Source organism: Devosia sp., from assembly GCF_017744655.1.
Lineage (GTDB): Bacteria > Pseudomonadota > Alphaproteobacteria > Rhizobiales > Devosiaceae > Devosia.
In genome coordinates, this window is record NZ_JAGIAW010000002.1 from 64,516 (window position 1) to 79,071 (window position 14,556).

Annotated in this window: 13 protein-coding genes; 10 read left to right on the forward strand and 3 right to left on the reverse strand. The window is 64.2% G+C overall.

What is annotated here, in order from left to right; translation table 11 throughout:
* Positions 1-25 precede the first annotated feature (25 nt).
* The 5 genes from J7557_RS06335 (at position 26) to J7557_RS06355 (ending at position 4,309) form a co-directional block, all read left to right on the forward strand.
* Entirely contained in the window at positions 26-325 is a 300-nt protein-coding gene (locus J7557_RS06335) for a hypothetical protein (protein ID WP_291418474.1), read from the forward strand.
* A gap of 22 nt (positions 326-347) precedes the next feature.
* Positions 348-1,004 carry a response regulator transcription factor gene (locus tag J7557_RS06340; RefSeq protein ID WP_291418476.1) on the forward strand — a complete coding sequence of 219 codons (657 nt, stop codon included), beginning with the start codon at positions 348-350 and terminating at the stop codon, positions 1,002-1,004.
* Between the two features lie 8 nt (positions 1,005-1,012).
* Complete coding sequence (locus J7557_RS06345; RefSeq protein WP_291418477.1) at positions 1,013-2,443, forward strand: HAMP domain-containing sensor histidine kinase; 1,431 nt, start codon at positions 1,013-1,015, stop codon at positions 2,441-2,443.
* A 59-nt stretch (positions 2,444-2,502) separates the two neighbouring features.
* Positions 2,503-2,976, forward strand: coding sequence for a hypothetical protein (locus J7557_RS06350; protein WP_051961055.1), 474 nt, complete (start codon positions 2,503-2,505; stop codon positions 2,974-2,976).
* 121 nt (positions 2,977-3,097) lie between these two features.
* The gene (locus J7557_RS06355) at positions 3,098-4,309 is read left to right on the forward strand and encodes a hypothetical protein (RefSeq protein WP_291418481.1); all 1,212 of its coding nucleotides are present in this window, start codon (positions 3,098-3,100) and stop codon (positions 4,307-4,309) included.
* Here the strand turns inward: J7557_RS06355 and J7557_RS06360 are convergent.
* A complete protein-coding gene (locus tag J7557_RS06360; protein ID WP_291418483.1) occupies positions 4,306-6,252 on the reverse strand; it encodes an FAD-dependent oxidoreductase in 1,947 nt (648 codons plus the stop codon). The genes J7557_RS06355 and J7557_RS06360 overlap by 4 nt on opposite strands.
* Positions 6,249-7,325, reverse strand: a complete 1,077-nt coding sequence (locus J7557_RS06365) for a hypothetical protein (RefSeq protein ID WP_291418485.1) — start codon at positions 7,323-7,325, stop codon at positions 6,249-6,251. Before J7557_RS06365 ends, J7557_RS06360 begins: the two co-directional genes overlap by 4 nt.
* Positions 7,326-7,429: 104 nt before the next feature.
* Between J7557_RS06365 and ccmI the strand changes: the two genes are divergently transcribed.
* Genes ccmI through J7557_RS06390 form a run of 5 tightly spaced genes read left to right on the forward strand, consistent with a single transcriptional unit; the run spans position 7,430 to position 14,383 of the window.
* A complete protein-coding gene (gene ccmI, locus J7557_RS06370; protein ID WP_291418487.1) occupies positions 7,430-8,542 on the forward strand; it encodes a c-type cytochrome biogenesis protein CcmI in 1,113 nt (370 codons plus the stop codon).
* Positions 8,539-9,015, forward strand: a complete 477-nt coding sequence (ccmE, locus tag J7557_RS06375) for a cytochrome c maturation protein CcmE (RefSeq protein ID WP_291418489.1) — start codon at positions 8,539-8,541, stop codon at positions 9,013-9,015. The genes ccmI and ccmE overlap by 4 nt, the downstream gene beginning before the upstream one ends.
* A complete protein-coding gene (locus J7557_RS06380; RefSeq protein ID WP_291418491.1) occupies positions 9,012-10,985 on the forward strand; it encodes a heme lyase CcmF/NrfE family subunit in 1,974 nt (657 codons plus the stop codon). The genes ccmE and J7557_RS06380 overlap by 4 nt, the downstream gene beginning before the upstream one ends.
* Positions 10,982-11,461, forward strand: coding sequence for a cytochrome c-type biogenesis protein (locus tag J7557_RS06385; protein WP_291418493.1), 480 nt, complete (start codon positions 10,982-10,984; stop codon positions 11,459-11,461). Before J7557_RS06380 ends, J7557_RS06385 begins: the two co-directional genes overlap by 4 nt.
* Before the next feature lie 42 nt (positions 11,462-11,503).
* On the forward strand, positions 11,504-14,383 hold the full coding sequence (locus J7557_RS06390) for a bifunctional [glutamine synthetase] adenylyltransferase/[glutamine synthetase]-adenylyl-L-tyrosine phosphorylase (RefSeq protein WP_291418495.1): 2,880 nt from the start codon (positions 11,504-11,506) through the stop codon (positions 14,381-14,383).
* Here J7557_RS06390 and J7557_RS06395 read toward each other — a convergent pair.
* On the reverse strand, positions 14,380-14,553 hold the full coding sequence (locus J7557_RS06395; protein WP_291418497.1) for a hypothetical protein: 174 nt from the start codon (positions 14,551-14,553) through the stop codon (positions 14,380-14,382). The genes J7557_RS06390 and J7557_RS06395 overlap by 4 nt on opposite strands.
* Positions 14,554-14,556 lie beyond the last annotated feature (3 nt).

Here is a 14,556-nt window from a genome sequence, read left to right on the forward strand (position 1 = left end):
AGTAAGACCCCGCTAGTTTGGCCTCATGAAAACCAAAGCCCCAAAACCTTCCGCCGCTGCTGCCATCGCCCTGGCGCTCGCCCTTGCCCTTGCAGGCACCGGAACGAGCCAGGCCCAGGCCTGCCTTGGCCGCCAGGAAATTCAGGAGGCGGTCACCTCCGGCCAGATCATGTCGCTCGATGCTGTGCTGGCTTCGGCCGGGGTCGATCCCAGTGCTGAAATCCTGAGCGTTCAGGTTTGCGACCAGGGCGGGCAACTGGTTTATATCATTGGTGTCTTGACGGCTGACGGTCAGGCGCAGAATTTGGTTCTGAACGCGCAATAGCAGCTGAGCGGCGGGGGCAGTCATGCGTATTCTAATTGTCGAAGACGATACCAATCTCAACAGGCAGCTCAAAGAAGCTCTGACCGAAGCAGGCTATGTCGTCGACGTAGCCTTCGACGGGGAAGAGGGACATTTCCTCGGCGATACCGAACCTTATGATGCGGTGGTGCTCGATATCGGCCTGCCGCAGATGGATGGCCTTTCCGTGCTCGAAGAATGGCGGCGGGCGGGCAAGACTCTGCCCGTGCTGCTGCTGACGGCGCGCGATCGCTGGAGCGACAAGGTGCAGGGCATCGATGCCGGCGCCGACGATTACGTCGCAAAGCCGTTCCACATGGAAGAAGTGCTGGCGCGCCTCCGTGCGCTGGTGCGCCGCGCCGCGGGCCATGCCAGCAACGAAATTACCGCAGGGCCGGTGCGGCTCGATGCGCGTTCGGGCCGTGTGACCGTGGACGGACAGGCGATCAAGCTGACGAGCCACGAATTGCGGCTCCTGAGCTACCTCATGCACCACAAGGGCAAGGTGGTTTCGCGCACGGAGCTGACGGAGCACCTCTACGATCAGGATTTTGATCGCGACAGCAACACGATCGAAGTGTTCGTCGGGCGCCTGCGCAAGAAGCTGCCGGAAGACTGCATCCAGACCGTGCGTGGCCTCGGCTACCAGATCATCGAGTAGGTTCGGCCTTGTCTAGCGAGGCCGAGAAACCGGCGCCGCAACCCAGCGCGGCCAAGAACTGGTTGCGAAAGGGCTCCATTGCGGCCTCTCTGTTCTGGCTGACCGTGGGCTGGCTGGTCGTGGCGCTGCTGGCGACCGGCTTTTTGTTGACCGATCTTTATTCGCGGGCGCTCGATACGACGCTGTCGCAGACCCTCGATTTTCACGTCGAAAGCCTTGCGGGCATTTTGCTGGAAGTGGGCGATCCGCGCGATCCCGATATTGCGCTGGCCGATCCGCGTTTCGATCGGCCACGCTCTGGTTGGTACTGGATCATCCGCGATGGCGATGGTGTGCTGGTCAATCTGTCCACGTCGGTGGTGGGCATCGACCTGCCGCAGCTTTCGGGCTCGCTCGACGAGCTGGGGCGGCGGACTGGCGTGGTGGCGGATGCATTTGGCACTCAGCTTCGCGTGGTTGAACGCAGCGTGACACTGGGCGGGGAGACCTATCGTATCGAGGTGGCGGGCAATCTCACCGAAATTCTCGGCCTCGTCGAAGATTTCCGCGGTCAGACGTTCATCGTGCTTGGTGCCGTGGGGGCGATGCTGGCGATCATGAGCGTGATCGTGGCGCGCTTTGCGCTGCGGCCCATCGACAGGCTCAGCGCCGCCATCGAAAGCGTGCGCGAGGGTGAAAGCACCGAAATTACCGGCCAGTATCCAACCGAAATCGCGCCGCTGGCCGAGGAGGTCAACGAATTGCTGCGCTCGAATGCGCAGATCATCGAGCGGGCGCGTAATCAGGTGGGCAATCTTGCCCATGGGCTGAAGACGCCGATTGCCGTGCTTCGCAACGAGGCAGGCGCCAAGAAGGGCGCGCTGGCTGACGTCGTGCAGGCCGAGACCGAGAAGATGAGCAATATGGTCTCGACCTATCTCGAACGGGCGCGGCTCGCGGCTCGCACGTCCATTGTCGGCAAGAAGGCCGACTCGACCATGATCATGCTGCGCCTGACGCGCGTGATGCGCAAAATCCATCCCGATGTGACAGTGGCCTTCCAGCGGCCGGATGCTTCGCTGCCCTGGTTCCGGGGCGACGAGGCCGACCTCGAGGAAATGGCGGGGAACCTGCTCGACAATGCCTGCAAGTGGTCCAAGGGTCAGGTCGGCGTGCGTCTATCGAGCGAGCGCAATGCCAAGGGCACGCAATTGTTGATTCGTATTGACGACAACGGCCCCGGACTTTCCGAGGACGACGCGCGCAAAGTGTTGCGCCGCGGTGTCAGGCTGGACGAGAAAACGCCGGGATCCGGACTGGGGCTGGATATCGTCAAGGAACTGGTTGATGTGTACGGCGGAAGTCTGGAGCTCAAGCGCTCTGCGCTTGGCGGGCTTCTGGTCGAACTCCGCCTGCCCACGGCGCGGCTGGGCGGTTTGGTTCGATCCCCGGCGGCCTGACGCACTTTCGCCGCATTGGCTCAACAAGTACCGACCATATGCTGAAAAGGTCCATATCAATGAATCGCTTCGCCTTGTTTGCCACGCCAGTTCTTGCTCTGGTTCTCGCCGGTTGCTCCAGCACCGGGACGAGCCAGGTGGCCCAGGCGCCGGTTGTCACTGCCCCCGTCATCGCCCAGCCGCTGGTGCCGAGCTCGGCCCAGAACGTGCAGCAGGCGCGCCTGACGACCAATATCTCGAACGGTTTCGTTGATCCGGCAGCTCTCGCCGTGATGACCGCCAAGGATTCGAACGAAGCCAACAGCGCTCAGTTCTATGCACTGCAGTTTGGCCGCCCGGGCGCGCCGCGCCAGTGGGCCGGCGACAAGGGCACGACCGGTTCGGTCTCCGTTGGCCCCTATGTCCGCGTCAACAATCTCGACTGCCGCGACTTCACCCACACCGTCAAGGTCAATGGCCAGGACTATGTGAAGAAGGGCACCGCCTGCCGCGAGCAGACCGGCAACTGGAACGTGGTCCAGGGCGCGGCCTAAAACCTATCGCAAACTGGTGATGCTGGCCGGTCTTACCGATAAGTCCGCACTCGGCAGTTAAGGATTGTTTACCTGCGGGCGTTAGGCTCGCAGGCAAACACCCCTCTGACCGATAGTATTGATGACACAGCTTGCCAACCGCGCGGACGTGAGTGCGTCGGCCCCGACAAACTCGGGGGCCGCAGCCACCAGAGCTTCGGGGCCGTTCTGCGGCCTCATCGATGCCGTTCTCGTGCAGGAACCGGTGATCGAGAATTTTCCCGGATCGGTGAATGCCGAAGCGGCGCAGGCCATATGGGTCTGGGTGACGCGTGACCTCTGCAACGACATTTTCGCCCCGGAAAAGCTGAGCAACGGCACGCTGATTGCCGCCGATGTCGAAGCGGCCATGCCCGAAATTCTCGGCCGCATGAAGGCCGGGCTCGCCCAGGGCCAGGCCGATGCCGAAGGCGCGCGGCGTCTTTCCGCGCAACTCGGTCGCGAGGATGCGCGGCATCACCTGCCGACCGTGATGCTGGCCCTGCGTAACCGGGCCCTTCTGGGCAAAGCCCAGGCGTTCGGCAAAGCGACCAATACAATCTCTGATGAAACCGCGCTCGGCACCGCCATGCAGGCCATGCCGCTGCAGGACCCCGCGCTCGCTGCGCTGGTTTTTCAGGCGGCCCTGGGGCAGGTGGCGCAGCCCACCAAACTCATTCTCGCCGCGATCAAGGTTTCTGGCGCTGCGACGGAAGTGTCGGTGCGGCGCGCCGGCCTTGGGCCGCTGATCGATGCCTGCGTTTCGCATGCACAGAACCAGTTGCGGTTCTTCCAGGCCATTGGGCCGTTCGCCGATGTCGATCTGATCTGCCGGGCGCTCGAGCGCTTCCACAGGCTGGTGCGCGCCCTGACCGGCTATCTCGAATTCTCCCGCGGCAGCCAGGCGACGGCCGTCTTGTCGGCCATAACCAAGCATGTCTCGGACCGCATCGAGCCGCGGCTCAAGGAGGTCGTGACCGACCTCAACCAGGCCATGCGCCGGCGCGAAAATACCGATCGGCTCGATACCGACAAGCTGCTGGCGGCGGTGGGCGGTATCTATCTGCTGGCGACCGTTCGCGATTGCCGCGATTCCCTGGCGCTGAATACCGTCTATGAACAGGCCTGGCACCAGTCGGGACAGGCGCTCGAAATTCACATCCAGCGCAATATGGATCTCTTCAAGGAAAATCCTGACGACGCCAATACCATCGCCCGCCTTGATGCTGTCATCCAGATGGCGCAGGTGCGCTTCTCGCCAGAATATGCCGATACGCTGAAGCGTGCGCGGCAGGCGGCGGAGCGGCGGAACTAGGGCTCCACCTCGGCTGGGATTGCCTGGCCGAGATCGCGTACCACGACATTGCGGACCGAAGCGGCGACAAGCGCTTCGGTTTTGCCGTTGCGCGTGCGCAGCACGACGCCGACGGCGCGGCGTGGATCAAGCGTATCTTCCCCTTCGAAAATCAGGGCGCCGCTGCCAAGCTGGCGCGACGGGTCGTGGCGCAGCATCGCCACGATGGCATCATGGCCAAAACGGTCAGCGAGATAGGACGGTATCCCGCTGGCTTCTTCAGCGGCGGGTTGTTGCGGCGGGGGGGCGCCAGTGAGAGGCACAAGCGCAACGCGCTCCTGCGCGACCACGCCGGCAGAGTCCGGTGGGATGAGGCCGATGCTGACCCCAGCACAAATGGCACCGATGGAGAGCGGTTGTGGTGCTTCCGACAGGACTCGCACCGGTCCGTTTTGGGAGCCACGAAAAATATGTGTCCATCGGCGACGCGGTGGCGGGGCTGGGCGCAGCATCAAGGTATTGTCGGCGTCGAGATAGGTGGGCGCGGGCGCTTCCCCGCTATCGGCCACATGCATCTGCCGGTCTGGCGTTTCATAAAAGGCGTCGATGACGGGATCGTCGACGCCCTGGCCCGGTCGGCCGAGGAGGCGATCAACGGCATGGATGCCGCTGGTGACGCAGCCACGCCGGGTGAAATGTCCCGCGGCGGAACCGGCCAATACGAGACCCGGCACTTCGCCGATGGGCTCGAGGCGCTCTCTCCGGATATTCCAGCGGCTTCCGCCGCCCGCCAGATGCCAAAGCGTCAGGTCGGGCTGCCAGCCGCCGCAGAGCACCAGGCGGTCGACAGCAACCGGCTCGCCATGCGGCAGCCCGATCAAAAGGCGGCCACTGGCGCCGGGGGTGACGGCGAGCGGAATAGTGCCGGGAAACTGCCTGAAGCCATAGGCCTTGCAGAATTCTATATAACGGGAGCTGGCCTGGTCGCGGCCATCGAGGATACGATCAAGGCCTATATTGCTTTCGGCGAGCAGGGTGGCGAGGCGATAGGCGGGATTGGCGGAGGTGGCAAGGAGCCAGGATTGGCCCGGCCAGATGCCGTAGCGATAGGCGAGTTCGAACGCTTCCTGGGCGCCCGCTATGCCGGGCAGACGATTGCCCGGCAGCACGGGCAGACGTTCGAATGCGCCGGTTGCGAGGACGGTATGCCGTGCGGGCAGGTCAACGACCCGGCTTTCGACGCGCTCGCCGGTTATGTCGAGCTGGTGCACGCGTACGACGCCTTCGCCAATGGCAAAAACTTCGGCATGGGTGAGAACCGTGATTGTCGGGTTCACGGCAATTTCGGCCGTCAGCGTCGCGACATTTTCCTCGGGCGTGCTTTCGCCATCCTGGGTGCCGAAAAGGCCGGAATGACCGCCGAGATGTGGGCTTGCCTCGATGAGCGTGACCTTTAGCCCCGCATGGGCGCCGGCAAGGGCCGCGGCCATGCCGGCTACACCCCCACCGACAACGATCAGGTCGGTGGGTTCTGCCTTCTCGCCCCGAATGGAGCGCCAGGGCCGCACGAGACTATTGGGTGTGTCGAGCGCGAGGCCGAGCGTGCGTCCCGGCTGGAAGAGCCGCGCGAAGAGGCCGGCCGTCGGGCCTTCGGCGACGATGCGATATTCGGCACCATCACGGGCGGGCGTGCGCTCCATCGGCAGGGCGTGTTCGGGCAGACTGGCTTTGGCAGCATAGGCAATGGCCGGAGCTGCCCCGGCGCGGAGGCCGAGCGGCAGGCCGGCATGGGTGCCGATCGTATCGACGCCAGCGCCGAGGAGCGCGCTGAGGACCGTATCACCCTGAAAGCCAGGCGTGACGCGGCCATTGATGGTGAACCGGATCGGGCGGGTCCGGTCGATATGCGCGCCGGCAAGGCCCTTGCCGGTGGTGGCGGGCAGGCGATTGGTCTGTGGCCTCATGCCGCCTGCTCTTCGATCCGGGAATTGAACTCGGCCACAGAACGACCGAGACCGCGCTTGTCGGGGCGGCGCGCCTCGCACCATTCGGTCTCATCGGCGTTGGCCTCTCCCGCGAGCCAGCGCGCCAGGGCGGGCGCTAGAAAGGCGCCGGTCGGGCCAAGACCAGTGAGGAGAAGCGGTCCATCGATGGCGACCGGCCCGAGGAGTGGGGCGCCATCGCTCGGCACCAGCATTTCGTATCCGACCTGGCCGACCTGTTGCAATTGTCCGGTCTCGGCCAGAAGCGTCGAGAGGCGGCCGGAAAAGGCGCTGAGACCGCCTGGGCCCATGGCGGCCATGCCGCCTTCCTCGTGCTGCACGAGAATGGTGCCACTATCGAGCTGCGCCATGATCGGACCGGCGAGATGACGGCTCGATGCGGTCAGGATGGTTGCGTGCGGCTGGCGCAATAGTTGGGCCGGCCATTGCCAGCCCGCCAAGGCGCGCGAAATGGCCCAGTCGTCGACCAGGATGGCACGGCGGGCGACGAGCGTTTCATCGCCGGCCTTGATGGCGGTGGCGCCGCCGGGCGCCATGGTTGCCGTTTCCGGAGCAAGGCGGCGAACACCGCTTTCGCTCAGCCAGGCTTCGAGCGCGGGTTCGAAACCCGGACGATGAATGGTCACCGCGTCGTTGATGCGTAGGGCGGCGCGTTCGGCACCGATCTTTGCCGGCGGCACGGTTTCGAGGATCATGCCATGGGCGCGGGCCATATGGGAAAAATGCCCGAGGGCCTCGCGGGCGGCCGGGCCATCGGCAAAGAAGATCGGGTCGACGCGGCGCAGCGCGTGTCGCCCGCCGATCCTGGTGACGAGCTTGGAAATATCAGGCAGGCAGGCCTTGAGCAGCGCCCAGGTTTCGGGCCGCGTGATCGGGGCGACCGACATGTCGAGCGTCCGTGGCAGGCGATAGCGCGCCTGGGCGTCGCCGATGATAACCACGCTGCGCTTGTGACGGCTCGCCAGAAGCCCAGCGACGAGCCCGGCCAGGGGGCTCGAACCGAAGACGGCAAAATCCAGCTCGGCCTCGCTCATGCACTCAAATCCCTGCGACCGGCTGCCGCTGTGGCAATGCGTCCACAGCGAACACGCGGGTTTTGATGGTTTTTCGCCGCAATGGGCTTATAGAGGACCCAAGCTTGCTCGTTGAGGAAAGCAAGCGTTTGGGGCCCATGATTTTCTGGTCGATCGCCATTGCAGTTACCGCCATTGCCTGCGCCGCGTTGTTGTACGCGGGGCGCGGTCGCATGGTCAACGTGAGCACGCCTGAAAGCGCTGATGCCAACAGCCATTTCCGCCTCGTGCTGGCCGGGATCGACGCCGATCTCGCAGCCGGCAAGATCGGGGCCGAGGAAGCCGTGGGCGCCAAGGGCGAATTGGCGCGCGAAATGCTGCGCGCCAAGGGCGAGGCTGAGCCACAAACCGCGTATGAACTGGGGCGGGGTACTCTGTTTGCTGGCATCGGTCTCGTCGCCGCTCTGGCGCTTGGGCTTTATGCCTTTCTCGGTAGCCCCAACCTCCCGGCCCAGCCGCTTGCCGGGCGGGCCGATGTTGCGGCGCAGAATATCAGTCTTGATACGGCCATTGCGCGCATCGAAGCGCAGCTTGCGGCCAATCCCGATGATCTGCGCGGCTGGACTGTGCTGGCGCCGGCACTGCTGGAAGTCGGCCGCTTTGCCGATGCGGCAGATGCTTATGGCCGCATCATTGATCTCTCCGAACCGACCGCCCAATTGCTGACCGATCGGGCTGAGGCCCTGTTGCTGGCGGCAGATGGTGTGGGATCGGAAGAGGCCATGGGCCTGTTGCGCAACGCCGCCGACATGGACCCCGCTCACGCGCAATCGCGACTTTATCTCGGTGCCGAGCTGACCCGCACGGGCCAATATGAAGAGGCTGCCCGCTTCTGGCAGGCCGCGATCGATCTCGCGCAAGGCGACGAACCCTGGCTGCAAGCGGCCCGCCAGGGGCTTGCCGTTGCCGAGAATGATGGTGTCGATACGACGGCGCAGGATCAGGCGGAGATGATCCGCGGCATGGTGGGAAGCCTTTCCGCGCGCCTCTTTGCCGATGGAGGAACCGTCGAGGAATGGTCGCAACTGGTGCGCTCATACATCGTGCTTGGCGACCTGCCCAATGCGCAGATTGCCTATGATGCCTCGGTAGTGGCCTATCCGGCAGCCTTCGACCGCGGGGAACTCGACAGCATGGCGCTGGCCGCCGGCCTCAAACTCAATGGAGACCAGCAATGACCATGCCATCTGCCGTTCGCCGCAAGGGCTGGTCGCGCAAGCAGAAGCGCCTGGCCGTCATCATGGGGCTCGGCCTCGTGTTGGTGGTCGCTGCAGCGCTCGTGCTGACCGCGCTGCGCGACCAGATCGTGTTCTTCTATTCCCCAACCGACGTGCAGACGCGGGGCGTAGAAGCGGGCCACCCGATTCGCCTAGGCGGTCTCGTCAAGGACGGTAGTTGGGTGCGCGAAGGCCAGTCGAACACCTTTGTCGTGACCGATGGCGCGACCGAAATCGTCGCGCACTATGTCGGCATCCTGCCCGACCTTTTCCGTGAAGGGCAGGGCGTCGTCGCCGAGGGTGCAATCGGGCCCGACGGCAGCTTCACCGCCACCAATGTGCTTGCCAAGCACGACGAAAACTACCTGCCGCGCGAAGTCGTCGATGCACTGAAGGCCCAGGGCGAGTGGCGGCCGGAGACTGCGACGCCGTGAGCATCGAACTTGGTCATTTTGCCCTGATCCTGGCTTGTGCCATCGCCACGGTTTCGGCGCTCGCCGGCCTGCTGCTCTGGCGTAGCGGTCAGCGTCTGGCTCAGGTATTGGCGCAGGCGTCCATCCTGCAATTCGTGCTGGTGGCCGTGGCCTTCCTCGCGGTGGTGCAGGCCTTTGTCACTTCCGATTTTTCGCTCAAGCTGGCGGTCGACAATTCGCATTCGCTGAAACCGCTGATCTTCAAGATCTCCGGCGTCTGGGGCAATCATGAGGGCTCGCTCCTCCTGTGGATCCTCATCCTCGTGCTCTTCGGCGCGCTGGTTGCCGCCTTTGGCCGACGCCTGCCGGCAGACCTCCTAAACTTGGTGCTTGGCGCGCAGAGCCTACTCGTCGCAGCCTTCGGTGGCTTTACGCTTTTCACCTCGAACCCATTTGAGCGCATTTCTCCGCCGCCGCTGGAAGGCTCGGACCTCAACCCGATCCTGCAGGATATCGGCCTCGCCATTCATCCCCCGCTGCTCTATGCGGGCTATGTTGGCTTTTCGATCTGCTTCTCCTTTGCCATGGCGGCGCTGATTTCGGGGCGCATCGATCAGGCCTGGGCCCGCTGGGTGCGCCCCTGGACCATGCTGAGCTGGATCTTCCTCACCCTCGGCATCGCCATGGGGTCCTACTGGGCCTATTACGAACTCGGCTGGGGCGGCTGGTGGTTCTGGGATCCGGTCGAAAATGCCAGCTTCATGCCCTGGCTCGCCGGCACTGCGCTGTTGCATTCCGCACTGGTGATGGAAAAGCGCAATGCGCTGAAAATCTGGACGATCTTTTTGTCCATCATCACCTTCTCGCTGTCGCTGCTCGGCACCTTCCTCGTGCGCTCGGGTATTCTGACATCGGTCCATACCTTTGCCAGCGACCCCACGCGCGGCCTCGTCATCCTGACCATTCTGGCGGTCCTCATCGGTGGCGCCTTCCTGCTGTTCGCGCTGCGGGCAAGCAGCCTGCGTCAGGGCGGGCTTTTTGCGCCGATCTCTCGCGAAGGTGCGCTCATTCTCAACAACCTGTTCCTCGCCACGGCGGTGGGCGCGGTGCTTGTGGGCACGCTCTATCCGCTGTTGCTCGATGCGCTGGCGGGCACGACGATCTCGGTCGGCGCGCCCTTCTTCAATCTCACCTTCGGCGCGCTAATGGCGCCGCTATTGCTGGTGCTGCCCTTTGGGCCGCTGCTGCCGTGGAAGCGGGCCGATCTCGTCGCGGCGGGCCAAAGGCTGGCTGGCGCTGCGGTCCTTGCCGTGTTCCTCACCATTCTGGTTTCGGCGCTTGGCGGCATTTCCATTTCGCTGGCGCCGCTCGGCCTCTTGCTCGGCTTCTGGGTGACCTTCGGCGCCTTTGCAGAGCTGATCGAGCGCGGCCGCATTGGTCGCATTCCGGTCGGCGAAAGCGTTCGCCGCCTTGTCGGCCTGCCGCGCACCATCTGGTCAACGGCACTCGGGCATATGGGGCTGGGCCTGACTGTGCTCGGCATTGTCTCGGTTAGCGCCTGGGAAACTGAGCTGGTGACGACGCTCAATCCCGGCGAGACGGCGGAGCTGAGCGGCTATACGCTTGCTTTCGACAGTTTCGAGCAAGTCCCAGGGCCGAACTATATGGCCGATACTGGGCATTTCACCGTCACTGCACCCGGCGGCGGTACCAAGACGCTGGAGGCCGAGCGCCGCACCTATGTGGCGAGCGGCATGCCGACGACGGAAGCGGCGATCGAAACCTATGGGCTCTCGCAATTCTACCTGCAACTGGGCGAGCCGCTCGACAACACCCATGTCGTGCGCATCTGGTACAAGCCATACATCCTGTTGATCTGGCTCGGCGCCCTCGTCATGGCCGGTGCCGGCGTGCTGTCGCTGACGGATAGGCGCCTGCGCGTCGGCGCGCCGCAGCGGACGGCCAAGCCTGCCATGGAGCCAGCCGAATGAAGCGTCTCTTGTCGCTCCTCGCCCTGGTCCTCTGCCTCGTCGCGCCTGTCTTTGCCGTCTCGCCCGATGAAATGCTGGACGACCCGGTGCTGGAGCAGCGCGCCCGCGATATTTCGGCGGGGTTGCGGTGCCTCGTGTGCCAAAACCAGTCCATCGACGATAGCGACGCCGACCTTGCGCGCGACCTCCGCGTTCTGGTGCGCGAGCGGCTGGTGGCGGGCGATAGCAATGCGCAGGTGGAACAATATCTCGTCGACCGCTACGGCGAATATGTGCTGCTCAATCCGCGCCTCAACAACCACACGCTGATCCTCTGGATCGCGGCGCCTGTCTTGTTGGCGCTGGGGCTCTTTGGCCTCTTCTGGGCGATGCGGCGGGCGCCGTCGGGGCCCAAAGTCGCGCCTCTTTCCGAAGACGAAAAACGCATTCTGGCGGAACTTTCCGACACTGAGGAAAGTGACGCGACAAAGGGTTGAGGGCGGCTTGCTGGCGCCTTGGTGGCGGGATATGCCTCTCTCATGAGCATCCATCTCTCGCCTTTGCCCGCCATTTCACATCCCGCTTTTGACGCTCTGCTGGCCGAATTGCCGGCCACGGCTGTTTCTGCCTTCAAGGCGGCGACACCCACCCTCGGCACCTTGCTGCAATCGGCGCCCTACCTGCTCGAATTGGCCCGGACCCATGCCGATTGGCTGGCAGATGCGCTCGAGCGCGGGCCGGATACAGTCTTTGCCGAGCTTTTGCTGTCGGTCGCCGAAGCGGGTATCACGGCGGACGAAGCCGGCCTTGGCCAGACGCTGCGCATCGCCAAGGGACGCACTGCGCTTCTGGCGGCCGTGGCTGAAACCGGTGGCGTCTGGACCACGGCGCGAGCAACCGAAGCACTGTCCGACCTAGCCGATGCCGCCCTTGAGGCCGCGCTCGATTTCCTCATGGGACAGGCCTTTGACAAGGGCCAGTTGACGCTCTCGCGCGAAGACGCACGCGCCAAAAATTCCGGCCTGGCGCTGTTCGCCCTGGGCAAGCATGGCGGTCGCGAGCTCAACTATTCCTCCGATATCGACATCGTCGCCTTCTTCGATCCGCAGAAGCCTGTGCTGGTCGATCCGAGCGAAGGCACGAAAATCTATTCGCGCATGGTGCAGAAGCTGGTTGGCCTGATGGAGGACCATCAAGCCCACGGCTATGTCTTCCGCACCGACCTGCGCCTCCGCCCCGATCCGGGCTCGACGCCGGTAGCGCTCTCCGTCGATGCAGCGCTGGCCTACTACGAAGTGCGCGGCCAGAACTGGGAGCGCGCCGCCTGGATCAAGGCGCGACCCTGTGCCGGCGACAAGCAGGTGGGCGAGGCGTTCGTGAAGGAGCTCGCGCCCTATGTCTGGCGCAAGCATCTCGATTTCGCGACCATTGCCGATATCCAGGCGATGAAACGCCAGATCAACGTGTCCAAAAATGTCGGCGACATCCGCGTCGAGGGCCACAATGTCAAACTCGGCCGCGGCGGCATCCGCGAGATCGAGTTTTTTGCCCAGACCCAACAGCTAATCGCCGGTGGCCGCGACAAGGCCCTGCGCGTGCGCCCGACCTCGAAGGCCCTGGCGGCTTTGGCGGCGGCCAACTGGATCAGTCCGACCACGGCGAGCGAGTTGACCGAAACCTATTGGTATCTCCGCGCCGTCGAAAACCGCCTGCAGATGCTGCGCGACGAGCAGACCCACATCATGCCCGGCACGCCCGTGGCTGTAGCTGTCATCGGCCGGCTGATGAACCAGCCCGACCTACAAACTTTCGAGACCGATTATCGCGCTGCGCTGGAGCGCGTCGCGCGCTACTATGCCGAGCTTTTCACCGAAGGAGAGTCCCTCGGCACGGTGGAAGGCAATCTCGTTTTCACCGGCAGCGATGACGATCCGAACACGCTCGAAACGCTGACTAATATGGGTTTTGCCGATGCCCACAAGGCCATCGAGACGGTGCGAAAATGGCATTATGGCAGCTATGCCGCCACGCGCAGCGCCGCCGCGCGTGCGCACCTGACCGAACTGCTGCCTTCCCTGCTGACGACCCTCGCCAATGCCGGCAGCGCCGATCTTGGCTTGGCGCGCATGGACGATTTCCTCTCCCGTCTGCCGGGCGGCGTCCAGCTTTTTGCGCTGCTGCGCAACCATGCGCAGTTGCGTTCGCTGCTGGTGCAGTTCATGGCCTCGGCGCCGCGCATGGCCGAGGCGGTTATCCATCGCGCCCATGTGGTGGACGGCCTCATCGATCCAGCCTTTGCCAATGACGTCACCCATCGCGATGTGCTGGTGGCCAAGGTGGATTCATTCCTTGCCGATGCCCGCACCTATGAAGAGCTGATCGATCGCGCCCGCATCATCGGGCAGGAGCAAAAGTTCCTCGTCGCCGCGGGCCTGCTCTCGGGTACTGTCAGTGCCGCGGTGGCCGGGGAGCAGTTTACGGCTCTCGCCGAAACTCTGCTCAACCGCCTCTTTGCCAGTGTGCAGGAGGAATTTGCCCGCCGCCATGGCCGCATTACCGGCGCCTCCACGGCGCTTCTCGCCTTCGGCAAGATGGCGAGCCGGGAGATGACTTTTACCTCCGACCTCGATTTCATCCTGCTCTATGACGCGCCGGACACCGAGTCAGACGGCGAGCGTCCGCTGGCCCCGTCGCACTATTTCGCACGTCTGACCCAGCGCCTAGTCGCTGCGCTTGCGGCCCCGACGAGCGAGGGCGTGCTCTACGAAACCGATATGCGTCTGCGTCCTTCGGGCAATGCCGGGCCACTCGCCACCAGTCTCGCCTCCTTCCGCTCCTATCAGCGCGGCGAGGCCTGGACCTGGGAGCACCTGGCCCTCAGCCGCGCCCGCGTCGTCGCCGGGACGGGTGATCTGCCCCATGTGGTCGAGCGTGAGATCGCCGAGGTCATGGCAATGCCGCGCGACAGGGGCAAGATCATTGACGATGTCGTCAGTATGCGGGCGCTGATGGCCAAGGAGCGCAAACCGCGTCACGCTTTCGACCTGAAACTCGCCGATGGCGGTCTCGTCGATCTCGAATTCATTGCCCAGTCGGCACAACTGGTCGCGGGCCCGCAAATCGCTCTGCCGCAAGCGCCACCGGCCGAGGTTCTGGCGCGTCTCGGCGAAATCGGTCTCGTCCCCAGGGGCCAGCGCCTCGCCGAAATCCACACGGTTTACGCGACCGTGCTGCAGGTGATGAGTTCGGCGCTGGTCAGTCCGTTCAAGGACGAAGCCTGGTCGCCAGCCTTCCAGGACCTCCTCGCCCAGCTTTGCCACTATCCCGATTTCGGGCGGTTGGCGCTTGATGTGTCGGAGATGCAGGGAGAAGTCGCTGCGGCGGCCGCGGCCTGGTACGAGACGGCGCGAACGCTCTAGCGCCGCCGTTCAGGCTGCGGAATACCGCGCTTTGCCAATTCTGCCTTGATGCTCTCGGGCATGTTCCGGCAGCCGCAGACTTGGGCATGCTCGATATGCCATGCAACGCGTTCGTCTAGCTTGGCTTTCGGACCCAGACGATGCGCTTCGTGCCACTCGCGGTTGATCATGAT